Below are 25095 nucleotides of genomic sequence, written 5' to 3'. Positions count from 1 at the left end.
GCAATGGGTTAGCCTGCGCCTTCATGAACGTATTGGTTGTAGGTGCAGGATTAGCTGGGCTATCAGCGGCGTGGCATTTGGCGGCGGCGGGAGTGACTGTCACCGTAGTGGAGGCGCGCGAAGGTGTCGCCTTGGAAACGAGTTTTGCAAATGGGGGCATGCTCACACCAAGCATGGCGGATCCTTGGAACCATCCTGGTGTGCTTGGTAAACTGCTACGCTGGTTAGGGCGTCAGGATGCACCCATAGTTGTGCGATGGTCGGTGCTGCCAGCCCTATGGCGCTGGGGGTTGCTGTTTCTTAAAAACTCTTCGAGCAAAAAGCACAGCTATCATACCATGCTGAATATGCGGCTTGCGCACTATAGCTTGATCACACTGTCAAAACTCGCGGAGCATTTGCCCTCAACTTTCGAACTTGCCAAGAAAGGTACGATTAAGTTGTTCAGTGATCGCACTGAATTAAACTACTTTCATCGTATTGCACAGGCCTATGAGCAAGAAGGGCTTCGGTTCCAGTTACTGTCCGCAAATCAGCTTGAATCGTTGGAACCTTGTTTAGCAGGTTCAGCTGGTCAATTCGCCGGTTCATTGTTTTACCCCAATGACCAGTCGGGAGATGCTCATTTATTCTGTCGCTCGCTCGCCCATGGGTGTGAAGCTAAAGGCGTTCAATTTCACTTTAACGCGCCTATCACTAAACTGAATGTAAAAAAAGGTCGGCTGGTAGGTGTTTCCGGCACCCTGGGTGATATCAGATGTGATGCCTGCGTATTGGCGGCGGGTGCCACCTCGCCAATGCTGACACAGGATCTTGGCTTTCATTTACCACTACAGCCTGTCAAGGGGTATTCTATTACGCTTGAAGGACAGCAGGCGCTTTATCCTGAAAGACCTTTAATTGATGACCATTATCATGTTGCGATAACGCCGCTAGGTAGTCGATTACGAATTGCGGGAACCGCAGAATTAGCCGGTTTTGATAAAACGCTGGTCGCTCAGCGGATCAACCTGTTACGTGATTATGTATCTCGTTTGTTGCCAGACGTTACGGTGCCAACAAATTTTGATGATTGTCAGGCTTGGGCCGGGCTTCGGCCCATGACACCCGACGGTATACCGTTGCTGGGCAAGACACCCATTCAGGGTTTATATCTAAACAGTGGTCATGGTCATTTGGGGTGGACCGGGGCTGCGGGTTCGGGCCAGCTAATCGCCGATTTGGTATTGAAACGTTCACCCATGATAATGACTGAACCCTATGCTTTGAGTCGATTTCATTAACCCCAGGGTCTACTGACTCGGATGGGAAGTACAATATGATCAAGAATTCGCTGTACAACGGTATCGAGCAAATCGTCTATTGTTTTCGGGTTTGAATAAAATGAAGGCATGGCAGGCAATATAGTGGCGCCATACTGGGAAAGGGTAAGCATGTTACTCAGATGAATAGTGGAAAGCGGCGTTTCTCTTGGAACAAGAATAAGTTTTCCGTTTTCCTTAAGTACAACATCGGCGGCTCGTTCAATTAGGTTGTTGCTGGCACCACAAGCAATAGCGCTTAGCGTGCCCATGCTGCAAGGGCAAACCACCATTTGTTTGGGGGCTGACGAGCCGGAAGCGACAGCGGAGAACCAGTCGTTCTCCGTTGGAAAGCGTACAGTGTCGAGTGAGCAATCCAGGCGTTTCTCCAGGAACGACGGAATGCTCGAATCGGTCTTGGGAAACGTTGCATCAAATTCAGTTTCCATAACCACTTTACTTGCGGTAGAGAACAAACAATAAACCGTCATTTTTTCACGGGCTAAAAGCTGTAATAAACGCAGGCCATATTGAGAACCGCTGGCACCTGTAATTGCAAGAGTAATCATTGTTCTGTCTTGTTCCTGCCTTTTATCGCTTATGTCGGATTCGATCCATCTTTTCATAATTTTTTATTATGTGGTTGATGTAGATCAACAAGCTATAGGGTGCTGAGATTACCATCGTACTTCGAGAGGAAGTATTGATGGGATTTTCAGACTTACGGGATTTTCTAAACCAGTTGGAAGATGAGCGTCAGTTGGTGCGTATTAGCCAACCTATTAGTACAAGATTAGAAATGACAGAAGTATCGTCACGGGTATTGGCACAAGACGGGCCAGCCCTTTGGTTTTCTGCTCCCACGGGGTTTGATATTCCCGTTGTAACGAATTTATTTGGTACGCAAGATCGTATAGCCAGCGCTATGGGGTTGGCGAGTCCAGCCGATGTCCGTCTGCTCGGCCGTTTGTTGGCGGAACTAAAAACCCCGAAGCCACCCGAAAAGTTGCAAACCATTTTTAGTCAACTGGGGTTACTGAAAAGCGCGTTGCATATGCAGCTTAAAGAGAGCCGCCACGGTGCTTGTCAGCAAGTGATTGTTGACAAAAAATCGGTTGATCTGGCGCAGCTTCCGGTACAATGGTGCTGGCCTGAGGATGCTGGGCCACTAATAACCTGGCCTTTGGTAGTGACCAAAGGGCCGTTAAAGCCGCGCTTGAATGTTGGTGTTTACCGTTTACAGGTTATTGGCCGAAATCGTGTTATTGTCCGCTGGCTGTCACACCGTGGTGGTGCGCTGGATTATCAAGCCTGGCAAAAAAAATACCCCAAGAAACCCTTCCCTATTAGCGTGGTTATTGGTGCTGATCCGGCCATGTTGTTGGCTGCGGTCACGCCTATTCCCGATACACTTTCTGAATACTCTTATGCAGGGTTACTGCGGGGCGCCAGAACTAATTTGGTGAACTGCATTGGTAATACCTTAAAAGTACCAGCCAATGCCGAGTTTGTATTTGAAGGTTATCTAATGCCCGGTGATGAAGCCATGGAAGGGCCTTTTGGTGACCACACAGGGTACTATAATGAGCAAGCCAAATTTCCCGTGATGACGATCGAACGTATCACTCATCGTGCCAATCCTGTGTATTTAAGTACCTATACCGGACGGCCTCCCGATGAGCCTTCGGTGCTGGCGGAAGTGATGAACGAGCTTGTTGTGCCAATGCTGGCTGAGCAATTCCCCGAAATCGTGGATTTTTATTTACCACCCGAAGGGTGCTCTTATCGCATAGCGGTAATCAGCATTCGCAAGCAGTATCCAGGGCACGCACAACGAATAATGATGGGAGTCTGGGGTTTTTTGCGCCAATTCATGTATATAAAGTACATCATCGTTGTTGACGAGGATATTTGCACGCGGGATTGGTCTGATGTCATTTGGGCCATAACCACACGTACTGATCCACGCAGGGATTGCACCATTATGGATAACACGCCCATTGATTATTTGGATTTCGCTTCACCGGTATCGGGGCTTGGCTCCAAACTAGGTTGGGATGCCACCAATAAATGGCCAGGAGAAACGCAGCGAGAATGGGGTATTCCTATTCGCCAGAGTGATGCTGTAGTTAGAAAAGTTGATCAGTTGTGGGAAACATTGGGGGTGTAATCGTGGAACTGGTGTGTCCAGCAGGCAATTTTCCTGCATTGAAAGCTGCCGTTGATAACGGCGCTGACGCAGTTTATCTTGGTTTAAACAACAAGACCAACGCTCGTTTCTTTCCGGGATTGAATTTCAAAGCGACTCGCCTGGAGACGGTTGTTGACTATGCAAAATCGCGGGGAGTGAAGGTTTTTCTGGCCATTAATACCTACCCTGAAGAAGCCATGTTTCGACATTGGTGTGAAGCGGTGGATTGTGGTGCCGAGCTGGGTGTGGATGCTTTAATAATCGCGGACCTCGGAGTACTCGATTATGCCACGGAACATTACCCGCAGATCAATCGGCATTTATCTGTTCAAGGCTCTGCCACCAATAAGCCTGCGCTTGATTTTTATCACTCTAATTTTGGCATAAAGCGAGCGGTTCTGCCTCGTGTGCTTTCCCTAAAGCAAGTACAACGGCTTGCGGATAAGTCCAGTGTTCCATTAGAAGTGTTTGGGTTTGGGTCGTTATGCATCATGGCGGAGGGTCGCTGTTATCTGTCTTCTTATTTGACGGGGGATTCGCCCAACAATAGTGGCGTCTGCTCGCCCGCCCACGCGGTGCAATGGAAAAACAAGGGAGATCAATTGGAAACCCGTTTAAATGGAATATTGATTGATGTCTATGAGCCCGATGAGCCGGCTGCGTATCCAACATTGTGTAAAGGGCGCTTCCATATTAACGGCAATCTGATTCACGCATTAGAGGAGCCCACCAGTCTTAATGCCTTAAATCTAATTCCTGAGTTATCCGCTGCAGGTATAGCGGCGATCAAAATTGAAGGCCGCCAACGCTCACCCGCTTATGTTGCAGCGGTAACCCAGGTATGGCGAGAAGCATTGGATGACTTTGAAAAAACAACCGAACTTTGGCAGCCTCAGCAACGTTGGATGCAGTTACTATCAGATTTGTCTGAAGGGTCACAGACAACATTGGGAGCGTACCACCGATCATGGCAATAACACCGCAAATATCCGTAGCACCCGTTCCCTACTTTTGGTCACGAAACGATTACCTGGACTATTACGCACGGATTGCTGAACTACCGGTTGACGTTGTTTACGTGGGGGAGACAGTCTGCTCCAAACGAAAAGCACTGTCGATCTCCGATTGGCTTGATATCGCCGCTGTGTTACGGGATCTAGGAAAGCAAGTAGTAATGTCCACGCTGACGCTTATTGAATCAGAATCAGAAATCAGTTATCTACGGAGCCTTTTAAAGGCATCAGACTATTGGATTGAAGCTAACGATATGGCTGCCGTGGAAATAGCTCATTCACTGCGGCGCCCCTTTGTGGCAGGCACCGCCTTAAACGCTTATAACTTAAATACCTTAAAGTGTTTAAGGCGGTCCGGGATGCAGCGTTGGCAACCACCTGTGGAAATTTCCCGAGATGCCCTTAAAGCCCTATTGCTAGGACTTTCTAAAGAGAGTGAGCTGAATGGGCTGGAAACAGAATTGCTTGTTTTTGGCCGAATTACCCTTGCTCATTCTGCTCGCTGTTTTACCGCACGCTCAGAAAACCGACCCAAAGATCAATGCGAATTTCGCTGCGGCGCTTATGCCGAGGGGATGCCCTTATACAGTCAAGACAACCAACCCTTGTTTCGGATTAATGGTATCCAGGTCCAGTCCGAAGCCAGCTGCAATTTGCTGGGTTATTACAATAAAATGTTGTCTTTAGGGATAACTCATTACAGGGTAGCTGAAGGTGATATGGCAATAGAGCGCCCCATTTCGATTCTGTCCACTTATCGGCAAGGAGTACCCGTGCCCGTGGAAATCGAGGCATCAACCACCTGCAATGGTTATTGGTGGGGGAAACCAGGGTTTAATCTGGTTCTGCCAAATGAATAAACCGGTTTAGCTTTTTGCTGGCGAATCGAGCCACACCCGAGAGCTCGGTTGCATATAACAGATTTTTAATCTGCAGGGCGAGCTCTGTATCCCCCTCAATGCATAAGCGGCGTTGAAAAAACAAAGTGTCCGGATCCAGTTCGTTATTTGCAAGTTGAATAAACGCTTTTAGTGTCCCTCTAATACTCGCATCGGAGTTCATCGGAGTTTTAACCAGTACCGGATAATGCTTGCCCATGGTCACGAACCAATTCAAAGGTATGTCTGTTATTTCGATTTCCAGCCAACGTCCTATTAGACAGTCTAGTTCACCCGTTGCTAATGCTTCTGCGAATGCATCTCTCATAATCCGTTCCATTATGGGTTGAATCAGCGAAAAAGGTGCATGGTGTAGCTGTCGCTTAAAAAACGGATGTACAGCACGAAAGGTTTGCAGTGGAAAAGTTGGCGAGAAGGGGCCTTTAGCTGGCATTTAGACAACTCCTTTGTGTTGGTGAAAGAGCCCATCTGAATACTATAAATACCAGTCGTGGTGTGCTACATAATGATATGGATCAATAATCCCCGAAAGTCATTCTGATTTTTCATTCTTAAATAGATGGACAATCACACACTGAATGTGTTGCTGCATCTCTGCTGTAAACATAATAAGGGGAATTGTAGTGGTTTGGATGCTACGTGATTTTTTGCTTGGGCTTGAAGCTTTGGATTGGACACTGAGACCATGGCAGGCGCAAACACAGCCAGCGAGCCATGGCTGACCATGGCTGGCTGGAAGAACAAATCGCCTTCTTCAATATCAGTTAAGTGGCGTTTCCACGTTAAAGCTGACACGGATGGGCGTGATACCATTGCGGAGCACGCCCTGTACCTCTCCTTCAATCCAGACATTGCCGCGGGATTGAATGGTAAGGGTACCCTCGGAGATTTCATCGTAACCGGTCAACGTCGTATTGGCCCAGTAGGAACCGGCAAGGATCACCATGGCATCTTCATTACCATAGGGCTCGATGTTGTATGTTCCTTCCGCCATTCGCCCTTCGGTACGGATCGTTACCAGCAACGGCTGACCCAAAACCTTGGTGCTCAACACCAGGGAATCACCCAGATCCGTTTCTGAATACTGCACACACACCAGATTCGACGCCACCACATCCGGCAACAGGGGCGAGCTTACTTCAAACTCGCCCATATTGAACTGCGCCAGATTATCCATTTTTTCGAACTCACGGATCTGATTGTCGTAGCGCCATTCCATGGTGTCGTTGTTGATGACCTGCAATGGTGCCAGATCATGGTTATATCCGGTGTAGACATTACCGGTACGGGTAATGGCATCCACCTCAAAGGCGCGACTGCAGTCCACCATGGTGGCACTGGCACCGGTACCCTGAATCATAAGAGTAGAATAGAAAGTTTCCCCATCAAATTCTTCGATCATGCGCCACAGACCCTGGGTGTTGGCACTGCCTGACGTTTTACGTACCACATCATCCTGTGGCTGTTCCTCACCACCGCAGCCGGGCAGCATGATCACAGCCGACGCCAGCAGAGCAGGCATCGCGCATCGGACTATCCTATTTTTTTTCATCGTTTCAAACCTTCGTTGTTATTGTTATGCCGCCATCAGAAATCATTCATCAGAATGTTTTCGATATTGCGCTCTGCCAAAGCCGAAATAGTCAGGGAAGGATTCACCGCACCCGTGCTGCCATTGATCATGGCACCGTCCATCACATACAGACGGTCATAACCATTGAGACGACCGTAAGCGTCCGCGGCCTGTCCCAGAATGGCACCGCCCAATGGATGTGCAGTAAAGGAATCATTTACATCCGGCACCACACCCAACAAGCCGGGCAGAGTCAGGCTGGCATCCGCAATCCGGTTGTTCATCTCACGGGTAGCCGCCACCACATCGGCGTTACCCTCCCGTGGCCACAACAAGGTGGTGGAATCCGTCGCCGGATCGTATTGGAAACGGCACCGGTTAGTCATATCAAAGCCCATGCCCAGGGAACCAATGGCGGTCAGGTTCACAGGCACATGCAGGGCATACCAGTTTTCCATGGTAATGGGAGGGCCAAACCGATCGTCGCGGATGATGCCCGCAGAAGGTGAAGCCTGGTACAGCCCCTGCAATTCACTCACCGTGCGCACCACCGCAGTATCACCGTTGGTTCCCCAGCCTTCGCCAATGAATTCATTGAGGTTAGGCAGGTCACCCAATTCACGGGCCTTCAGCAACAGTTCAGTGGTGCCGATGGAGCCGGCAGCCATAAACAGGTAGTCACAGGATAACGTGAACTGATCAATGATCTCCCCCATGGGATCAATCTGCTCGATCTCCACCAGGTAGCGACCGTTACTGTCCTGACCCAGGCTTTTCACCTGCATACCGGGATAGATACTGGTGTACCCACTCTGTTCTGCGTATTTCAGATAGTTCTGCGTTAAATCAAACTTGGCACCGTTGCTGTTGCCATGATTACTTTCACCAATTGAGGCAGAAGGCCGGCTGCGGTAGTGAAACTCCTTACGCACCACATCCCAGTTCCAGATGCCGTCAATGCGCTCCGGCTCATAACCCGCCAGGCGCACCTGTTTATCCCAGACCCGGGAATGGCCAAATGACGGCTTATAATAAAGATCATCCGGCAGCGGGCTCAACCGCAACATCTCGCGCACGCGAGGGTAATACACGTTGCGCATTTCTTCATAATTCACCACATTGCCGAAGATGGCTTCGAAATACTGACGTTCCGGTTCAATCATCACACCGGTAAATACTTTCGAGCCACCACCGACGCAGGCGCCACGCCACACGTCTATGTTTTCGTATTCTGTTACGTCCAGCAGACCACCGAATTTATCAAAACTGGTGGTCAGGCCAGTCAGCATTTTCGCGCTGGTACGATGCCAATAGGCACGGCCATCCGGGAAAAAATCATTGGGATGAATTTTACGCCAGGGGTCGATAGGCCAACGACAACCCCGTTCCAGTACGGTGGTTTGAATGCCGGCCTGAGCCAGACGATAGGAAGAGATGGCACCGCCAAAGCCTGACCCTATAACGATGGCCGGGGTATAGGCCGGGGGCCGGCTGACCGGATTGAACAGTTCAGGAACCTGTAAACGGTATTTTTCTTCGGGGGTAGCGGCAGCGGCTATTTGCGAAGCCGAAGCCAATGCACCGGCGGCACCAACAGCGGCACCGGCTTTGAAAAAATCGCGACGTTTCATTATTGTTATGATCCGTATTGTTGTTGTCAGTTAAGAGCTGTGTTTCAAACGGCAGGCTCAGTTTCACCCGCAACAGCCTCATAGTACTGAACAGCTAACGAAATCAATTGTTAATACAGGGGAAATATTAAACCGGGCTGGCCCAATACAACCGAAGCAGGCAGGCTTTCTTTAAAAAATGAGAACAATCAAAACAAAAGGCGGCATAAGCCGCCTCCTTTATTGCAGAACATAACGAGCTCTGTTTATGTCACGCTTTAAGCGCTGACCACGAATAAAGCCACGACACAACCCAGCGCCAAAAACCAGAACAGGGAGCGCAATGTGGGCTTGTCCGCAATGTAGGTAACGCCATAAGCAATGCGCAGGGCGATGAAATTAATGGACAGCAAATCAATCCAGTATTGTGGCCCCCCGGCCAGATGCGCCACGATCACCGCGGCGACAAACCCCGGTAATGCCTCGAAGGTGTTCATCTGCGCCCAATTGGCGCGGGCGCCGCGCCCTTCCAGTTCTCCCAGCCAACTGCGGGGCTTGCTGTTATCAAAGCCCCGTTTGCTGGCCTTGGCGATCATTGTGAATGGATACGGCAACAGAATGGCCACCAACACACACCAGTATGCAATTGTCATGTTTCCCCCTAATCCTGATTTTTTATGGATCGCACAGGCCTGCCATCAACGGCCCACTGGGCATGTCGCGTTATGACTGCGTCGCCATTGTTGCCTTTGCAACAAAAAGCCCAGCAAGGCACGGCCCGTGCCTTGCTGGAAATATCTCACAAAATCAGAAAGATATCACCATAAGCGCAAATGATTGCTATTGGCGCGGCTTTTGCTGAATTGTTCATGCCTGTCACTCTCAGTGCAATGGCCAGAATAGAGACTAGTAGCGTCAAAGCGGGATACCACCATGTATATCTGTCTGTGTAAGGATGTCACCGACCGTCAGCTGCGGGAAAGCATACGCCGGGGGGCTTGTAGTTTTGGCCAGGTGCGACGCCACTGCAACCTGGGTGGCAAATGCGGCAAGTGCATGGGAGAAGCCAGACTGATCGTGCAGAAAGAGCTGATGAATCAGGGTCAAACCTCAACTTCTGCCTGTGGAAACCGCTGAAATTTGGTATGGTAGTGCCCCTTCGGAGGTGAACTGTCATGCCCGCTGTCGACCCCATTCTTTTATCCATTGCCCAGATCAGTACCTTTGTTCAGAATCAGGAACGCACCAATGCCACCGGCTTCTTTTTCAAACGCGATGAGCGTCTTTACCTGATTACCAGCCGACACGTGGTCATTGATGAAAACAACAATCACTTTCCGGACCGGATTCAGATCAAACTCTTCACCAACACCGATAACCTGGCCCAGTCGGCCAACTTTTCCATTCCGCTGTACCAGTCCGGCAAGGCGCAATGGATTCAGGCCAAAGACAGTTCCGGTACCATTGACGTGGTGGCAATCGAACTGAAACAGAATGCCCTGCCCGGCAGCGTTTTATATCAGGCGTTTTCCCCCCACACACTGTGCCAGCCGGATACCAAAGTGGAAGTGGGAACACCGCTTATGGTGGTGGGATTTCCGTTGGGATTTTCCGATACCCTGCATAACCTGCCGGTGGTGCGGCAGGCCATGCTGGCGTCATCCTTTGGTTTGCGTTTTCAGGGCATGGGTTACTTTTTGACGGATGCACGTACCCATCGCGGTATCAGTGGCGCACCGGTGGTGATGCGGGTGGAATCAGGCCCGGCGGAGCAACCGGAATTCCACTGGTTGCTGCTGGGCGTGCACTCCTCGCGTCTGGACGTGGGCACCCGGGATCTACAGCTGGACGAAGCATTGGGGTTGAACTGCGCCTGGTATGCCGACATCCTGATGACCCTGACCGAACCGCGCGCCGCTTGATACTCTTACAACTGCACCGGTAACGGCCTGGCGATCACGATTTCCTGAGCGCTTAAGTCACATTGCCAGGCCATCACTTCCACGCCCGCGGCATGGGCCTGACGTAAGGCTGCGCCGTATTTCGGATCGATATGGTCCGCCGGCCTGGCAACCGTTACGCCGCTGTGCTGCACACAGAAAAACAGTACCGCACGATGACCCTGCTGCACCATGGCTTCCAGCTCACGCAAATGTTTGCGGCCACGTTCGGTGACCGCATCCGGGAAATACCCGATGTCGCCCTCACCCAGGGTCAGGTTCTTGATCTCGACAAAACACCGCGCCGCGGCCGACTCCAGCAGCAAGTCAATTCGGCTGTTTTCCGCGCCGTATTTCACTTCGCTGCGAATAACGTCGTAACCATCCAGTTCAGGCACCTGGCCCGCCGCTATGGCTTCTCTCACTAACCCATTGGCGCGGCCGGTATTGATTCCGGCAATGGCACCATTGCCCACCGACACCAGCTCCCAGGTGTGTCGGTATTTGCGTTTTGGATTGCCGCTGTCAGAAATCCACACGGTGCTGCCGGCTTCATTGCAGTTCTTCATGGAACCGGTGTTGGGGCAATGCACGGTCAGTTCAGTACCGTCTTGCAGGACTATATCCGCCAGAAAACGTTTGTAGCGCTTCACCAGCGTGCCCTGAGTCAAAGGGGGATCAAACTTCATAAGGTATCCGGATCATTCAAATTAAGCGATAAAGGTGGCGATTCGATCGATGGCTTCCTGCAGGCGCTCCTGGCTGGCACTGTAGGCAATGCGAATGTAACGACTGGCCTGGTGGGCACCAAAATCGAGGCCCGGGGTCACCGCAACCCCGCAACCGTGGAGTAACCGCTGGCAGAATTCAAAACTGTTATCGGTGATGGCGGAAACGTCACAATACAGGTAAAAGGCACCCTGTGGCCGGCAGGGAACCGAGATCCCCAATTCCGGCAAGTGCTCCAGCAGAAAGTCCCGCCGCTGCCCCATAATGCGGCGACGGTCTTCGTAGAGCGCCTGCGTATCCTCGCTGAAGGCCGCCAGCGCCGCATACTGGGCCACCGTCGGTGCCGCCAGATAATAGTTCTGCGCCAGTTTCTCCAGATCCGCCACATGCTGCTGCGGCGCCACCAACCAACCCAATCGCCAGCCGGTCATATTGAAATATTTGGAAAAGCTGTTGATCACAAACAGGCTGTCCTGTTCATCCGGCAGAGACAACGCCGTCACCGGGTCCTGATCGTAAACCAGACAATGGTAAATTTCATCCACCAGCAGGGCGCCCTGCCGCGCATCCACCGCTTGTTTGATGGCGTCCAGCTCGGCCAGCGGAATCACGGTGCCGGTGGGATTGGACGGCGACGCCACCCAGGCAGCACGGGTATCGGCTTGCCAGTGCTGTCGCACCAAACCGGCCGATAACTGATAGGCTGTGTCCGCGCCCACCGCAATGCGTTGTGGACGAGCACCCACCTGGTGCAGAAAATTATCATTGCAGGGGTAACCGGGATCGGTGAGCAGCACACCATCGCCGGCATTGAACAGTAACGCCGTGAGCAAGCCGATGGCGCCGGAGGCACCGGGGGTAATCAGTATTTGGCCCGCCGGTACATCAATCCCGAATTTACTTTGGTAAAACCCGGAAATGGCCTCGCGCAACGCCGGCAACCCCAACGCAGTGGTGTAGCGGGTTTGCCCCGCCTCCATGGCGCGCACCCCGGCAGCCACAACCGCCTGGGGTGTCGGAAAGTCCGGCTCACCCACCTCCAGATGGATAATATCGCGGCCCTGCTGCTCCAGTTGCTGCGCCTGCTCCATCAGCACCATTACGTGGAATGAGGTAATGCTGTCCAGTCTGTCTGCCAGTTTTCGCAAAGCTGCCATCCCCTTGTCATTGTTTTTTCATAAAAGTGGTAAAAGATCACACCCACATAGTATTCCATAGCCCTGAAAATGGGGTTATGATCGGGCGCTTGTCGTCGGAGGACGGCGATTCTGCCCCATATAACACGCAGTTATATTCGGCGGCCGCCAGCCTGAACAATGAACTAACAGGCCCGATGATTACAACCCTGAGTGGATTGGCCCCGGCACCACAGGATGGAAAGCCTAATGTGGAATACCATAAGGTCAAGCAATATCAAGGATTTGCCAATCTTGGAATTTGCTGATATAGATTAAAGATTGAGCAGTTGCGAGGAATACGCTAATGGCAACAAGAAAAAAGAAAAACGTCGTCGAGCTTTCACGTTCCCATTTCGAACCCTACGAGCCGGCGAAAGACGAAGAGTACATGAGCAAAGGCCAGCTTGAGCATTTCAAGCAGATTCTGCTGAACTGGCGCCAGGAACTGATGGAAGAAGTGGACCGCACCGTTCACCACATGAAAGATGAATCCATCAACCTTCCCGACGCGGCTGACCGTGCCACCCAGGAAGAAGAATTCAGCCTTGAACTGCGTACCCGTGATCGCGAGCGCAAACTGATCCGCAAGATTAATCAGGCACTGGATTCCATCGAGAAAGAAGAATACGGCTGGTGCGATGCCTGCGGTATCGAAATCGGCATCCGGCGCCTGGAAGCACGACCCACCGCAACGCTCTGCATCGACTGCAAAACGCTGCAGGAAATCAAAGAGAAACAGTGGGGCACCTGATCCAGCATCTCTGCTCAACCAATTCAGGCACGGTTCGATCACCGTGCCTTTTTTGTTGTAGCACCCGGCACATTCCGTTCCAACCATGAATCAGCCCGCCCCCGACAGCACTTACATCGGCCGCTTTGCCCCCTCTCCCACCGGCCCCCTGCACATCGGCTCCCTGTTGACGGCAGTGGCCAGTTACGCCGATGCCAAAGCCCACGGCGGCCAATGGCTGGTTCGCATGGAAGACCTCGATCCGCCCCGGGAGATGGCAGGCGCCGCCGATCGCATTCTGGAAACGCTCCAGCACTTTGGTCTGCATTGGGATGGCGACGTGCTGTACCAAAGCCGGCGACAGGCACGCTACCAAAGCACCGTGCAACAGCTTCTGGATCAGGGTTTGGCGTACTACTGCACCTGCTCCCGCGCGCAGATTCAGGCGCGCAGCGGTTCCAACACCTATCCCGGCACCTGCCGGGGCTGCAGCATCCCACCGCTAAAGCCCCATGCTATCCGGCTGCAGGTCAAGGATGCCGATATCCATTTCGAAGACGCATTGCAAGGGCCCCTGCACTGCAATCTGCAACAACAGGGCGGCGACTTTGTTATCCAACGCAAAGACCACCTGTATGCCTATCACCTGGCGGTGGTACTGGACGATGCCGATCAGGGCATTACGCATATCGTACGCGGCAGCGATCTGCTGGAATCCACCTTTGCTCACTGGCACCTGCAAACGGTGCTGTCCCTGCCGCACCCGCACTACGCGCACCTGCCGGTCATCGTCAATGCAGATGGACAGAAACTTTCCAAGCAGACCCATGCCGAGCCCATTCCCCTGGCCGCGCCGGCTCCCTATTTGATGTACTGCCTGCAGACCCTGAGTCAGCAACCGCCGGCAACACTGAACGGCGCCAGTGCCCATTCCATTCTGCAATGGGCCTGCGAACATTGGCAGCTAGAACGGGTACCGCCCGCGCGCTATCTGCCGCAACAGCAGATCCGGTAACCGTTGCAGGCTCCGACCCGAGAGACACCACAACTCTGACTTTGCACAACCCTGCGTCCTCACGTACCATCAACAAACGTCTTATACTGGTTATTGTCATGTACATTGATCGGCTGGTTCTCATCTTTATCGCTGGTGCCTACGTGCTCTCGCCCTCCCTTATGCAATGGTGGGCAGAAAGCGGAACGGCCTGGTGGCGCCCGTTTATCGTATGGGGCCTGCTGATTGCCGTTACATTCTGGATTGCTCGGAGTCGGGATCTGGATGGATTTTAGTGTTGCCCAGCTGTTCGGTATCGGTGTTGGATACCTGCTGCTGTTTTTCCTGGTTGCCTACCTCACTGAGCACGGTTATATCCCTGCCCGCATTGTTCGCCACCCGGCCACCTACGTGTTGTCGCTGGGGGTGTTTGCCAGCGCCTGGGCCATCTACGGTGCGGTCGGCTTCGCCCACGATTTCGGCTACAACTTTCTGGCCTATTACCTGGGTATTTCCGGCGCCTTCATGCTGGCACCCATCATTCTGGCGCCCATTCTGCGGCTTACCCAAACCTACCAACTGGGCTCCCTGGCGGATTTACTGTCCTTTCGCTACCGCAGCCCGGTAGTGGGCGCCGTGGTCACCATCACCATGCTGGTGGGCATCATGCCGCTGCTGGCGTTACAGATTCAGGCGGTTTCCGATGCGGTCCACATTCTGAATGAAGATACCTCCCAGGAGATGCTGGCCTTTGTCTTTGTTTTGCTGATCATCATGTTTGCCATTCTGTTCGGCGCACGCCACATCAGCACCCGGGAAAAACACGAAGGCCTGGTGGTGGCCATTGCCTTTGAATCCCTGGTCAAGCTGGTGGGTTTCCTGTTGCTGGGGGCCATCATTCTGATCGATGTGTTCGGTGGCCCCGCCGGCCTCAACGACTGGCTGTCGGATCATCCGGAGCAGTTGGTGTCACTCTACCAACCTCTGGAGGAAGGCCCCTGGCGCGCCCTGGTGGCAGCCTTCTTCGTGGCCTCAGTGGCCATGCCCCACATGTTCCATATGGCGTTCACCGAAAACCTCAACCCCCGTGCCATCATGACCGCCAGTTGGGGCTTGCCCCTGTATCTGTTCCTGATTGCGCTACCGGTGCTGATTATCGTCTGGGCGGCGGCCAAACTGAACATCTTCAGCAATCCGGAATACTTCACCCTGCTGGTACCGCAGGCGCTTGAATCCCGCTGGCTGGCCATTCTCGGCTTTGCCGCGGGGCTGTCTGCCGCCAGCGGCGTCATCATCGTCTGCACCCTGTCGCTGTCGGCCATGTTTCTCAATCACATTGTGTTGCCCATGGCCCCTTTCTATCGCCGCAGCAACCTGTACTCCTGGTTGCTGTGGATGCGCCGCCTGCTGATCACCGCCATCATCCTGGTGAGCTACGGCTTTTATGTGGTCATGCAGAACAAGCACACCCTGTCGGAATTGGGCTTTCTGGCGTTTGTGGCCACCATGCAGTTTGTACCCGGCTTATTTGGGGTGCTGCTGTGGCCCAAAGCCAACAAAGACGGCTTTCTTGCCGGTCTGGCCGCGGGCCTCAGCGTGTGGTTGTTCGGCCTGTTGCTGCCGGTACTGCTGGGGATCCAGTTCCAGATCTCGGCACCACTGCTGTTCGATGACCTGTTTCCCACCCCCAACAACAGTTACATGGTGGCCACCTTCGCTATTTTCATCAATTCCACCATTTTCGGCATCGTCTCCATGCTGACGGAATCGTCCCCCGCCGAAATGCAGGCCGCAGAAACCTGCAATGTCGACAACCTGCGGCGGCCGCAGCGTTGGGAGCTGTCCATCTCGTCGGCCCGCGAATTCATCGGCCGCCTGTCAAAACCCCTGGGGGCCAGCACCGCCCGCCGGGAGGTGGAACTGGCGCTCAACGATCTGGCCATGAGCCTGGATGAAACCCGCCCCTATGCCCTGCGCCGTCTGCGCGACCAGCTGGAAAGCAATCTGTCCGGTTTGCTGGGCCCGTCGGTGGCCCATGAAATCATGAACGGCTCGGTACCCTATGTGATTCAGACCAACAACACTGACAGCCAGGACATTCATTTTATCGAAAGCCGGCTGGAAGAATATCACGACAAGCTCACCGGCCTGGCCGGTGAGCTGGACAGCCTGCGCCGCTTCCACCGGCAAACTCTGCAGGATCTGCCGGTGGGGGTCTGCTCCCTGGGTGGCGACGGTGAGGTGCTGGGCTGGAACAGCGCCCTGGAAGCCATTACCCGGGTGTCACCGGATCAGATCCTGGGCTCCCAGATCAGCCATTTGCCGGAACCCTGGAACTCCGTCTTCAGCCAGTTCATCGTCAACGAATCCCGCAATCAGCAGGTGGAAGTGGAGCTCGAAGGTGTCCACCGCTGGATCAGCCTGCATAAAGCAGCCATCGGCCTGGGCAAGCTCAATCAAGCCAACAGCGGACAGGTGGTGGTGGTGGAAGACACCACCGAGGTCAAGATGCTGGAACACCATGTGGCCCACAATGAGCGCCTGGCGTCGGTGGGGCGGCTGGCGGCCGGTGTCGCCCACGAAATCGGCAACCCCATCACCGGCATCGCCTGCCTGGCGCAGAACCTGCGTTACGACAGCAAGCAACCGGAAATACTGGACAGTGCCGATCAGATTCTGGATCAAACCAAACGCATCAGTCGTATCGTACAGTCATTGGTAAGCTTCAGTCACAGCGGCACCACCGAAGTGGCCATGGAGCCGGTGTACGTCTTTGAGTGTGCCCAGGAGGCCATTGACCTGCTGAGCCTGAACAAAGAGGTCACTCAGGTCAGTTTCACCAACCTTGCCGACCCCAACCACTGCGTCAAAGGTGATCAGCAGCGTCTGACGCAGGTGTTCATCAACCTGCTCAGCAATGCCCGGGATGCCATGTCCGGTGGCGGTGAAGTCAAGGTCATCAGCCACGAAAAAGACCACACCATCGTCATTGACGTCGAGGATAACGGCAGCGGCATTGCGCCGGAAGTGCTCAAGCGAATTTACGAGCCCTTTGTCACCACCAAAGATCCGGGAAAAGGCACCGGCCTGGGTATGTCGCTGGTGTACAGCATTGTTGAAGAGCACTACGGTCAGATCGCAATACATAGCCCACTGGATTCCGAAAAAGGCGGAACCCGTGTTACCATAACTCTCCCCCGCTATACCCTGTTATCCGGGGAGAATTCCGAAGTCGACCACGAGGAACAGCATGAGCCACATCCTGATCGTTGAAGACGAAGCAGTCATACGTAACGCCTTGCGTCGTCTTTTGGAGCGAAACGGTTACCAGGTTAGCGAAGCCGGAGCTGTACAGGATGCTATCGATGCTTTTAAATTGGGTGATTTCGATCTTATCGTCACCGACCTGCGCCTGCCCGGCGCCCCCGGCACCGACATCATTCCCCAGGCGGAAGGCGTGCCGGTACTGGTAATGACCAGTTACGCCAGCCTTAAGTCTGCCGTCGAATCCATGAAGATGGGCGCTGTTGATTACATCGCCAAGCCCTTCGATCATGACGAAATGCTGATGTCAGTGGAACGCATTCTGAAAGAAAAGGCACTGGAGCGGGAAAACCACGCCCTGAAATCCCAGATCAGCCGCGATTACCCCTTGAACGGCATGATCGGGGAATGCGAATCCATGCAGGTGTTATTCAAGAATATCCAAAAGGTGGCGCCCACGGATTCCACCGTGCTGGTACTGGGTGAATCCGGCACCGGTAAAGAACTGGTGGCCCGGGCTGTACACGACCAAAGCCTGCGTCACGGCGGCCCGCTGATTTCAGTGAACTGCGCCGCCATACCGGAAACCCTGATTGAATCCGAGCTGTTCGGCCATGAGAAAGGTGCCTTCACCGGTGCCAATGCCAATCGCAAGGGGCTGGTGGAAGCGGCCGACGGCGGCACCCTGTTCCTCGATGAAATCGGCGAACTGCCGTTGGAAGCCCAGGCCCGCCTGCTGCGTCTGCTGCAGGAGAAAGAAGTCCGCCGTGTAGGCTCAGTACAATCCAAAACCGTGGATGTGCGCCTGGTGGCGGCGACCCACCGCAACCTGAAGTACCTGGCCAGAGAGGGCCGCTTTCGGGAGGATCTGTATTACCGGCTGCACGTGGTGGAGCTGAAGCTACCGCCGTTGCGGGAACGGGGTGCTGATGTTGAGAAGCTCGCCCGCGAACTGCTGGCCCGCACCACCCGGCGCATGGCCAAGCAAGAGATGTCGTTTACCAATGATGCCATTGCCGCCATCAACAAATACAGTTGGCCGGGCAATGTGCGGGAACTGGAAAACGCCATTGAACGGGCCGTGATCCTGTGTGACGGCCAGGTGATTGCGCCGGATTTGTTGGCGCTGGACATGCATTCAGAGCCTGCCTATCAGCTGGATGATGACGTTCCCCTGCCCAAACCCATCAACCGCAACAATCACGATGACGTGGAAGACCCGGCTGAAGACCTGTCCCTGGAGGACTACTTCCAGCGTTTCGTGTTGGAACATCAGGAACAGATGACCGAAACCGAATTAGCCCAGAAACTGGGTATCAGCCGTAAATGCCTGTGGGAACGCCGTCAAAGACTTGGCATCCCCCGTAAAAAGCCCGCCTCCCGCTAAAGACAGAAATCCGACACACTTCCACCGGTAACACCTGTCTAAATTTTGACCTTATGTTACGGATTGTTACTGCCTGCACCCTGCACAGTGACCAAACCATTCCTGCGCCCCTTACCCACTGAAGGTTTTTCCCATTCAAAACGTTGAAATGTTAACAAATTTAACCAAGCGTAACGGGCGTGTTACTTGTGTTCCCCTACACACAAGTGTTACCGACCTACACACCAGCGGGAACACTTACACAGTCACCCGGTAACAGAATATTGACCTTTTGCCCTGTTTACATCCCGTAACATTCATAACTACATGTTATATATGAATATTTTTATTTTGGACCAAGTTGGCACGCGCCCTGCTATATATCTAGCGTACCAACAAGGGTAAGCCGAAATAACTAATAACAATAATAAAACGGCACCCTTGAACAGTCGAAAGCTATAAAAATAATAATAAAGCTCGGTGGTCACTTTTTAAGTGGCATACAGAAAGATGACAACCTTCGGGTTGTGAGCCATAACAAGAACAATAATAAATGGCTTAGATTGAAAAATCCCTCTTACTGCCACAACCACCAAAAAAACGAAAATAAAAATAAGAAATGCGATAATAACAATAAAAACAGATCGCTAAACAACAACAATAAGAGTCGGCACAAAGACTGGGCCTTCGGGCCCAGTCAGAAAAAAGAATAGAGCTTCTATAAAAACTACTACAAGCATGAAGCGTAAGGGAAAGTCGAAAGGCTTTCCCTTTTTGCTTTTAGGATCACCCAAAAAACCCTACCAACCTGCCAAATAGGCGTCTAACCTATTGAATGGAGTGTATTACTCCGGTCAGTCGGTGTTAGAATCAGACCCCAACCAACCCAACCGTTCAATTAATACGGATACGCGACCCGCAGCATGCCTAAACGGCTTATTAAAAAAATCAAAGGCCTCCTCTCAGGCAACACGGAAACCCCCATTGCCAGAGTCATTCCCCGGGGCGAGCACGACTTTCCGGAAGAAGACATTCGCCGCAGCGTCCTCACGGTACTGGATGGGTTGACCGATGCCGGCTACGAAGCCTATCTGGTGGGCGGTTCCATCCGTGACGGCCTGATTGGCCTGCACCCCAAGGATTTCGACATTGCCACCAGCGCCACCCCTGAACAGATCAAGGCAGTATTTCCCCGTAACTGCCGCCTGATCGGCCGGCGCTTTCGCCTGGCCCATGTGCGCTTTGGCCGGGAAATACTTGAAGTAGCCACCTTCCGGGGCTGTCACAGCAAGTCGGAAACCAATGAAAACCACTCATCCCAATCGGAAGAAGGCATGCTGCTGCGGGATAATGTGTTCGGCACCCTGGATGAAGACGCCGTGCGCCGCGACTTCACCGCCAACGCCCTCTACTACCGCCATACCGATGGCGCGGTACTGGACTACGTGGATGGTTACGAAGACATTCTGCACCGTACCCTGCGCCTGATCGGCGATCCGGAGCAACGCTACCGGGAAGACCCGGTGCGCATGCTGCGAGCCGTGCGCTTTGCCGCCAAACTGGATTTTGATATCGAACCCAAAACCGCAGCCCCCATTCGCGAGCTGTCTGATCTGCTGGGGCTGATTCCCGCGGCACGCTTGTTTGAAGAAGTGCTGAAACTGTTTCTGGGTGGCTACGCCCAGGCAGTCTGGCCCTTGTTGGTGGAGTATGAGCTGGCCCGCTGGCTGTTCCCGCAATCGGTACCTGAGGTCAACAACGAACCCGGCATGCAGGCAATGATTGATTTGGCCCTGCGCAACACAGACCATCGACTGGCGCAAGGCAAACCGGTGACACCGGCGTTTCTGCTGGCGGTGTTACTGTGGGGCCCGCTGCAGATGGCCTGGAAAAAAGAGCAGGAAAAGGGTACCCATGCCACCCCGGCACTGCAAAAAGCCATTCAAAAGGTCATCAGCGAACAAACCCAGAGTACCTCCATCCCCAAACGCTTCGGCATACCCATGCGCGAAATCTGGGAACTACAGGGTCGGCTGGCACAACGCTCACTGAAACGCTGCGAGAGCCTGGTTCAGCACCCCCGCTTCCGCGCCGCCTACGACATGCTGCTGCTGCGGGAAGAGGCCGGTGAAATTGAACCCGGCCTGGGCCAGTGGTGGACCCAATACCAGGAAGCCGATGCCGAAGAGCGGGCCAACCTGTGCCAGTCGCTGGGTGGCAGCAACAAACCCCGCCGCCGTCGCCGTTACAAGAACCGCCGCCGCAGTACACCGCCCAACCCATGACGCAGCAGGTTTACATCGGCCTGGGCAGCAATCTGCAACACCCCCTGCAACAACTGCAACGCGCCGTTGACCGCATCCGCCAGATCCCCCAAACAACCCTCGTGGCCGTATCCCCCTTTTATGGCAGCACTGCCGTTGGCCCCGGTGAGCAACCGGATTACGTCAATGCCGCGGCCTTGCTGGAAACCCGGCTGCAGCCCCATGCCCTGCTGGATCAGCTGCAGGCCATCGAACGGGAACAGGGGCGCGCACGGGGCCCACAGCAGTGGGTAGCCCGAACTCTGGATCTCGATGTGCTGCTGTTTGACAATAAGCAGATCGAAACCGAACGTTTACAGATTCCACACCCCAGAATGACTGAACGCAATTTTGTCTTGCAACCTCTACTGGACTTGAATCCGGACCTGGCCCTGCCGGATGGCCGCAGGGTTCAGGATTTGATGGCGATGCTCGACCACCAGGGTCTGTGGCCCCTATGAAATTCATCGTGGTGGAAGGCCCCATCGGCGTGGGTAAAACAACTCTCACCCATAAACTGTCCGCCACGTTCGGTTATGACCTGCTGCTGGAGGGGGCCAATGAAAACCCGTTTCTGGAACGTTTCTACCATGATCAGAAGCAATGGGCGTTACAAACCCAGTTATATTTTCTGTTGCAGCGCGCCGAACAACTGAATGCTCTGCGCCAGAACGATCTGTTCGAACCGGTGCGGGTGGCGGATTTTCTGATTCATAAAGATCGCCTGTTTGCCGGCCTGACGTTGGATGATGATGAATTCAGCCTCTACGACAAGGTTTACCAGCATGTCATTTCCAGCATTCCGTGCCCGGATCTGGTGATCTATCTGCAGGCACCGGTAGACCAGTTACAAGCCCGCATAAAAAGACGGGGCATCGCCTGCGAACAAAACATCACTGATCAGTACCTGGCCCGGCTCAGTGAAGCCTATGTGGATTTTTTTCTGCGCTACGACGAATCGCCGTTACTGATCGTCAATACCGAGCACCTCAACTTGGCAGAAAGCACCCGTGACTATGAAAATCTGGTGGAGTATATTCTGTCCATTCGCAGTGGCAGACACTACTTCAATCCAGTTGCCGGCTAATCAGGAACGCGGTATTTCCTGAAAGAACAGCAACTCAGAAGGAGCAGCACCAATCATGGCTATTACCCTTTCCACCCTCAACAAACTCAAGCAGGAAGGCAGCAAATTTACCTGCCTGACGGCCTACGACAGCACCTTCGCCCACCTGGCCAGCAACGCCGGGGTGGAAGTGTTGCTGGTAGGGGATTCCCTGGGTAACGTACTGCAAGGCCACGACAGCACGGTGCCGGTTACTCTGCAGGATATGATTTATCATACCGAGTGTGTCAAACGTGGTAACCAGGGCGCTCTGATCATGTCGGATCTGCCATTCATGACCTACGCCACCGAAGAACAGACCCTGGAAAGCTGTGCCGCCCTCATGCGCGCCGGCGCCCATGTGGTCAAAATGGAAGGTGGTGAGTGGCTGGCGGGCAGCGTTAAAAAATTAACCGAGCGCGGAGTGCCAGTGTGCATTCATTTGGGCCTGACCCCGCAATCGGTGAACAAGTTTGGCGGCTACAAAGTGCAGGGCCGCGATCCGGCGGAACGGGAGGCGTTGATCCGGGATTCACTGGCGGCGGAACAGGCCGGCGCAGCGATCCTCTTGTTTGAATGCATTCCCTCCGACCTGATGGAGGAGATCATGTCCAAAGTATCCATTCCCGTCATCGGCATTGGTGCCGGGCCGGCTTCCGATGCCCAGGTGCTGGTGATGCACGACATGCTGGGCGCCACCACCCGCAAACCTGCCAAATTTGTGAAGAATTTTATGGCCGCGGGTGACGGCACCATACAGGGCGCCTTCAGCGCCTACGTGGCGGCCGTGAAAGATGGCTCATTCCCCGCAGCGGAGCATGGTTTCGACTGATGAAAACAGTACACACCATCAAAGAACTGCGCGATCACGTGCACCAACAGCGCATGGCGGGTAAACGGATCGGATTTGTACCCACCATGGGCAATTTGCACGCCGGGCACATCACCCTGGTCACCGCAGGCCTGAAGCAATGCGATGTCATGGTATCCAGCGTTTTTGTAAACCCCACTCAGTTTGGCCCGGGCGAGGATTTCGATAAATACCCCCGCACCCTGGAGGCGGATGCCGCCCAACTGCAGGCCGCCGGGTGCAACCTGTTGTTCGCGCCATCGGTGGATGAGATGTACCCCGGTGACCAGGACCAATGGGCCAAAGTGGTGGTCACCGAGATCACGGAACGTCACTGCGGTGCCGCCCGGCCCGGCCATTTCGATGGGGTCTCCACCGTCGTCACCAAGTTGTTCAACATCGTCAAACCCGATGTGGCCCTGTTCGGCAAGAAAGACTTTCAGCAACTGGCCGTAATCAAGCGCATGACCACCGCCCTGTGTTTTGATATCGATGTGATTGGCATTGACACCGTGCGCGAGGCCAACGGCCTGGCCATGAGCTCCCGAAACGGCTACCTGAGCGTCGATGAGAAAGAACGTGGAGCGGCCCTGTATCAATGCCTGTGCTCTGCCAAAGAGCGCATTCAGAATGGCGAGCGGGATTACGACTCCCTCTCACAGCAGGCCCACGCAACCCTCAGCGCCGCCGGCTTCGAGCCTGAGTATTTCAACGTTTGTCGGGCCGATACGCTGGCACCGGCCACAGCGGGCGACAAGGATCTGGTGATCCTGGCGGCCGCCAGGATGGGCAAAGCGCGCCTGATCGATAACATCGACTTCAGGCTGCAGGATTAAGTCGGCGGTGATGGGGTAACCCCGCCGACAGCAACGCCGCCAGCAACACAAACCCGGACGACACCAACAGGCACACCGCCAATCCATGGGACTGAAACAGCCAGCCGGACAACAGCGTCCCCATCAGGCGCCCCATGGCATTGGCCATGTAGTAAAATCCCACATCCAGCGATACGCCGTCCGCGTCGGCGTAATGGACAATCAGATAACTGTGCAGCGAGGAGTTAATCGCAAACACCACACCGAACACCAGCAAACCGATCAACAGGCTCCATTGCACCGCCACCTCCAGCCACAGCAGGGCAGCGATCAACGCAGGCACGATAGACAGCACCAGGGCCCAACCCAGGGCATCACGGCCATCCGGTGTGCGGCCGGTCGGCGCGGTCAGGCGCGGTGCCTGAGTCTGCACCACGCCATAGCCGATAATCCACAGGGCAAGAAAACCACCCACCTGCCAGTGATCCCACCCCAGGCTCACCGCCAGATACACCGGCAAGGCCACCACGAACCAAACATCACGCGCCCCGAACAGAAACAGGCGGGCCGCTGACAGAGTATTCACCGGGCTGCTTTTGGAAAAAATCTGGCTGAATTTAGGGGCGTTTTTCGCTTTACCGAAATCACGCCGCAGCCTGGCCATACTCAACAGCCAAATCAACGCCAGCGCCACCGCCATGAACAACACCGCTCCCCGGAACCCCAGCACCATCAGCAACAGGCCCCCCATAAAAAACCCCGCGCCCTTTAACGCATTCTTGGAGCCGGTCAAAATAGCCACCCATCGATACAGCGTGCCCTGCGCATCAGCGGGCACCAACAGCTTAATGGCACTTTTGGCGCTCATCTTGTTGAGGTCTTTGGCGATGCCGGACAATGCCTGCGCCACCATAACCCAGGCCACGGTCAACCAGGCCGGTGGCACCAGCAACATGGCCAGCGCCACGACCTGCAGCAACAATCCAAGATTCATGGTGCGGTTCAAGCCCAGGCGCGCGCCAAGCCAACCGCCGGTCAGATTGGTGACCACGCCGAAGAATTCATAAAACAGAAACAGCAAGGCGATTTGCAGAGGGCTGTACCCCAACTGGTGGAAATGCAACACCACCAACATACGCAGGGCACCATCGGTCAGGGTGAAGGCCCAATAGTTGGCCGTCACCAGCAAGTACTGGCGCAGCTGCGGAGACAACTGGCGCAAACGCTCCATGGA

Annotated in this window: 24 protein-coding genes; 16 read left to right on the top strand and 8 right to left on the bottom strand. The window is 54.0% G+C overall.

The genetic code is table 11. The features are described from left to right. Positions 1-23: 23 nt before the first annotated feature. The gene (locus tag D9N13_RS01625) at positions 24-1283 is read left to right on the top strand and encodes a D-amino acid dehydrogenase (protein ID WP_290585070.1); all 1260 of its coding nucleotides are present in this window, start codon (positions 24-26) and stop codon (positions 1281-1283) included. On the opposite strand, the gene D9N13_RS01620 is transcribed toward D9N13_RS01625, so the two are convergent. Continuing rightward, positions 1280-1927: a UbiX family flavin prenyltransferase gene (locus D9N13_RS01620; RefSeq protein ID WP_290585068.1), complete on the bottom strand. Its 648-nt coding sequence runs from the start codon at positions 1925-1927 to the stop codon at positions 1280-1282. The genes D9N13_RS01625 and D9N13_RS01620 overlap by 4 nt on opposite strands. An 80-nt stretch (positions 1928-2007) precedes the next feature. Between D9N13_RS01620 and D9N13_RS01615 the strand changes: the two genes are divergently transcribed. Genes D9N13_RS01615 through D9N13_RS01605 form a run of 3 tightly spaced genes read left to right on the top strand, consistent with a single transcriptional unit; the run spans position 2008 to position 5365 of the window. Beyond that, the gene (locus D9N13_RS01615) at positions 2008-3471 is read left to right on the top strand and encodes a UbiD family decarboxylase (protein WP_290585066.1); all 1464 of its coding nucleotides are present in this window, start codon (positions 2008-2010) and stop codon (positions 3469-3471) included. Between the two features lie 2 nt (positions 3472-3473). Then, positions 3474-4469 (top strand): peptidase U32 family protein, encoded by a 996-nt coding sequence (locus tag D9N13_RS01610; RefSeq protein ID WP_290585063.1) that lies wholly within the window; start codon positions 3474-3476, stop codon positions 4467-4469. Beyond that, a complete protein-coding gene (locus tag D9N13_RS01605; protein WP_290585061.1) occupies positions 4460-5365 on the top strand; it encodes a U32 family peptidase in 906 nt (301 codons plus the stop codon). The genes D9N13_RS01610 and D9N13_RS01605 overlap by 10 nt, the downstream gene beginning before the upstream one ends. Here the strand turns inward: D9N13_RS01605 and D9N13_RS01600 are convergent. The 4 genes from D9N13_RS01600 to D9N13_RS01585 form a co-directional block, all read right to left on the bottom strand. Then, a complete protein-coding gene (locus D9N13_RS01600; RefSeq protein ID WP_290585059.1) occupies positions 5340-5837 on the bottom strand; it encodes an SCP2 domain-containing protein in 498 nt (165 codons plus the stop codon). The two genes, D9N13_RS01605 and D9N13_RS01600, sit on opposite strands and share 26 nt — an antisense overlap. Positions 5838-6164: 327 nt before the next feature. Next, the gene (locus D9N13_RS01595) at positions 6165-6926 is read right to left on the bottom strand and encodes a hypothetical protein (RefSeq protein WP_290585057.1); all 762 of its coding nucleotides are present in this window, start codon (positions 6924-6926) and stop codon (positions 6165-6167) included. 65 nt (positions 6927-6991) lie between these two features. Continuing rightward, positions 6992-8608, bottom strand: coding sequence for a GMC oxidoreductase (locus D9N13_RS01590; protein ID WP_290585055.1), 1617 nt, complete (start codon positions 8606-8608; stop codon positions 6992-6994). Positions 8609-8865: 257 nt separating this feature from the next. Further along, a complete protein-coding gene (locus D9N13_RS01585; RefSeq protein WP_290585053.1) occupies positions 8866-9240 on the bottom strand; it encodes an MAPEG family protein in 375 nt (124 codons plus the stop codon). A 280-nt stretch (positions 9241-9520) separates the two neighbouring features. Here D9N13_RS01585 and D9N13_RS01580 point away from each other — a divergent pair, with 280 nt between their 5' ends. Both D9N13_RS01580 and D9N13_RS01575 read left to right on the top strand, forming a co-directional pair. Beyond that, on the top strand, positions 9521-9724 hold the full coding sequence (locus tag D9N13_RS01580; protein ID WP_290585051.1) for a bacterioferritin-associated ferredoxin: 204 nt from the start codon (positions 9521-9523) through the stop codon (positions 9722-9724). Positions 9725-9762: 38 nt separating this feature from the next. After that, positions 9763-10509 (top strand): trypsin-like peptidase domain-containing protein, encoded by a 747-nt coding sequence (locus D9N13_RS01575; RefSeq protein WP_290585049.1) that lies wholly within the window; start codon positions 9763-9765, stop codon positions 10507-10509. A 5-nt stretch (positions 10510-10514) separates the two neighbouring features. Here D9N13_RS01575 and sfsA read toward each other — a convergent pair whose 3' ends face one another. Both sfsA and D9N13_RS01565 read right to left on the bottom strand, forming a co-directional pair. Next, a complete protein-coding gene (gene sfsA, locus D9N13_RS01570; protein ID WP_290585046.1) occupies positions 10515-11216 on the bottom strand; it encodes a DNA/RNA nuclease SfsA in 702 nt (233 codons plus the stop codon). Positions 11217-11237: 21 nt separating this feature from the next. Further along, positions 11238-12413, bottom strand: a complete 1176-nt coding sequence (locus D9N13_RS01565) for an aminotransferase class I/II-fold pyridoxal phosphate-dependent enzyme (RefSeq protein WP_290585043.1) — start codon at positions 12411-12413, stop codon at positions 11238-11240. Positions 12414-12738: 325 nt separating this feature from the next. On the opposite strand from D9N13_RS01565, the gene dksA reads away from it, so the two are divergent. The 10 genes from dksA to panC all read left to right on the top strand — a co-directional run bounded on the left by dksA (position 12739) and on the right by panC (position 23882). Next, on the top strand, positions 12739-13185 hold the full coding sequence (dksA, locus tag D9N13_RS01560) for an RNA polymerase-binding protein DksA (protein ID WP_290585041.1): 447 nt from the start codon (positions 12739-12741) through the stop codon (positions 13183-13185). A gap of 85 nt (positions 13186-13270) precedes the next feature. Then, on the top strand, positions 13271-14179 hold the full coding sequence (gene gluQRS / locus D9N13_RS01555) for a tRNA glutamyl-Q(34) synthetase GluQRS (RefSeq protein WP_290585039.1): 909 nt from the start codon (positions 13271-13273) through the stop codon (positions 14177-14179). A 98-nt stretch (positions 14180-14277) separates the two neighbouring features. After that, positions 14278-14454 (top strand): hypothetical protein, encoded by a 177-nt coding sequence (locus tag D9N13_RS01550; protein ID WP_199767935.1) that lies wholly within the window; start codon positions 14278-14280, stop codon positions 14452-14454. Then, entirely contained in the window at positions 14444-17431 is a 2988-nt protein-coding gene (locus D9N13_RS01545) for a sensor histidine kinase (RefSeq protein WP_290585036.1), read from the top strand. The genes D9N13_RS01550 and D9N13_RS01545 overlap by 11 nt, the downstream gene beginning before the upstream one ends. Beyond that, positions 17409-18809, top strand: a complete 1401-nt coding sequence (locus D9N13_RS01540; RefSeq protein WP_290585033.1) for a sigma-54-dependent transcriptional regulator — start codon at positions 17409-17411, stop codon at positions 18807-18809. Before D9N13_RS01545 ends, D9N13_RS01540 begins: the two co-directional genes overlap by 23 nt. 902 nt (positions 18810-19711) lie before the next feature. Continuing rightward, positions 19712-21073 carry a polynucleotide adenylyltransferase PcnB gene (gene pcnB / locus D9N13_RS01535; protein ID WP_290585031.1) on the top strand — a complete coding sequence of 454 codons (1362 nt, stop codon included), beginning with the start codon at positions 19712-19714 and terminating at the stop codon, positions 21071-21073. Then, positions 21070-21552 carry a 2-amino-4-hydroxy-6-hydroxymethyldihydropteridine diphosphokinase gene (gene folK, locus D9N13_RS01530; protein ID WP_290585029.1) on the top strand — a complete coding sequence of 161 codons (483 nt, stop codon included), beginning with the start codon at positions 21070-21072 and terminating at the stop codon, positions 21550-21552. Before pcnB ends, folK begins: the two co-directional genes overlap by 4 nt. Next, on the top strand, positions 21549-22178 hold the full coding sequence (locus tag D9N13_RS01525) for a deoxynucleoside kinase (RefSeq protein WP_290585027.1): 630 nt from the start codon (positions 21549-21551) through the stop codon (positions 22176-22178). Before folK ends, D9N13_RS01525 begins: the two co-directional genes overlap by 4 nt. 52 nt (positions 22179-22230) lie before the next feature. Continuing rightward, positions 22231-23028: a 3-methyl-2-oxobutanoate hydroxymethyltransferase gene (panB, locus tag D9N13_RS01520; protein ID WP_317622451.1), complete on the top strand. Its 798-nt coding sequence runs from the start codon at positions 22231-22233 to the stop codon at positions 23026-23028. Continuing rightward, on the top strand, positions 23028-23882 hold the full coding sequence (gene panC, locus D9N13_RS01515; RefSeq protein ID WP_290585023.1) for a pantoate--beta-alanine ligase: 855 nt from the start codon (positions 23028-23030) through the stop codon (positions 23880-23882). Before panB ends, panC begins: the two co-directional genes overlap by 1 nt. Here panC and arsJ read toward each other — a convergent pair. Next, entirely contained in the window at positions 23866-25092 is a 1227-nt protein-coding gene (gene arsJ / locus D9N13_RS01510) for an organoarsenical effux MFS transporter ArsJ (RefSeq protein ID WP_290585021.1), read from the bottom strand. The genes panC and arsJ overlap by 17 nt on opposite strands. Positions 25093-25095: the final 3 nt, after the last annotated feature.

This window comes from Ketobacter sp. GenoA1, assembly GCF_003671475.1.
GTDB lineage: Bacteria > Pseudomonadota > Gammaproteobacteria > Pseudomonadales > Ketobacteraceae > Ketobacter.
The sequence above is the reverse complement of the archived record's forward strand: the minus strand, read 5'-3'. Positions and strand labels throughout refer to the sequence as shown.

Coding starts and splice junctions, on each gene's coding strand:
- D9N13_RS01625 (WP_290585070.1), top strand. CDS start 24: ATGAACGTATTGGTTGTAGGTGCAGGATTAGCTGGGCTATCAGCGGCG.
- D9N13_RS01620 (WP_290585068.1), bottom strand. CDS start 1,927: ATGAAAAGATGGATCGAATCCGACATAAGCGATAAAAGGCAGGAACAA.
- D9N13_RS01615 (WP_290585066.1), top strand. CDS start 2,008: ATGGGATTTTCAGACTTACGGGATTTTCTAAACCAGTTGGAAGATGAG.
- D9N13_RS01605 (WP_290585061.1), top strand. CDS start 4,460: ATGGCAATAACACCGCAAATATCCGTAGCACCCGTTCCCTACTTTTGG.
- D9N13_RS01600 (WP_290585059.1), bottom strand. CDS start 5,837: ATGCCAGCTAAAGGCCCCTTCTCGCCAACTTTTCCACTGCAAACCTTT.
- D9N13_RS01595 (WP_290585057.1), bottom strand. CDS start 6,926: ATGCCTGCTCTGCTGGCGTCGGCTGTGATCATGCTGCCCGGCTGCGGT.
- D9N13_RS01590 (WP_290585055.1), bottom strand. CDS start 8,608: ATGAAACGTCGCGATTTTTTCAAAGCCGGTGCCGCTGTTGGTGCCGCC.
- D9N13_RS01585 (WP_290585053.1), bottom strand. CDS start 9,240: ATGACAATTGCATACTGGTGTGTGTTGGTGGCCATTCTGTTGCCGTAT.
- D9N13_RS01580 (WP_290585051.1), top strand. CDS start 9,521: ATGTATATCTGTCTGTGTAAGGATGTCACCGACCGTCAGCTGCGGGAA.
- D9N13_RS01575 (WP_290585049.1), top strand. CDS start 9,763: ATGCCCGCTGTCGACCCCATTCTTTTATCCATTGCCCAGATCAGTACC.
- sfsA (WP_290585046.1), bottom strand. CDS start 11,216: ATGAAGTTTGATCCCCCTTTGACTCAGGGCACGCTGGTGAAGCGCTAC.
- D9N13_RS01565 (WP_290585043.1), bottom strand. CDS start 12,413: ATGGCAGCTTTGCGAAAACTGGCAGACAGACTGGACAGCATTACCTCA.
- dksA (WP_290585041.1), top strand. CDS start 12,739: ATGGCAACAAGAAAAAAGAAAAACGTCGTCGAGCTTTCACGTTCCCAT.
- gluQRS (WP_290585039.1), top strand. CDS start 13,271: ATGAATCAGCCCGCCCCCGACAGCACTTACATCGGCCGCTTTGCCCCC.
- D9N13_RS01550 (WP_199767935.1), top strand. CDS start 14,278: ATGTACATTGATCGGCTGGTTCTCATCTTTATCGCTGGTGCCTACGTG.
- D9N13_RS01545 (WP_290585036.1), top strand. CDS start 14,444: ATGGATTTTAGTGTTGCCCAGCTGTTCGGTATCGGTGTTGGATACCTG.
- D9N13_RS01540 (WP_290585033.1), top strand. CDS start 17,409: ATGAGCCACATCCTGATCGTTGAAGACGAAGCAGTCATACGTAACGCC.
- pcnB (WP_290585031.1), top strand. CDS start 19,712: ATGCCTAAACGGCTTATTAAAAAAATCAAAGGCCTCCTCTCAGGCAAC.
- folK (WP_290585029.1), top strand. CDS start 21,070: ATGACGCAGCAGGTTTACATCGGCCTGGGCAGCAATCTGCAACACCCC.
- D9N13_RS01525 (WP_290585027.1), top strand. CDS start 21,549: ATGAAATTCATCGTGGTGGAAGGCCCCATCGGCGTGGGTAAAACAACT.
- panC (WP_290585023.1), top strand. CDS start 23,028: ATGAAAACAGTACACACCATCAAAGAACTGCGCGATCACGTGCACCAA.
- arsJ (WP_290585021.1), bottom strand. CDS start 25,092: ATGGAGCGTTTGCGCCAGTTGTCTCCGCAGCTGCGCCAGTACTTGCTG.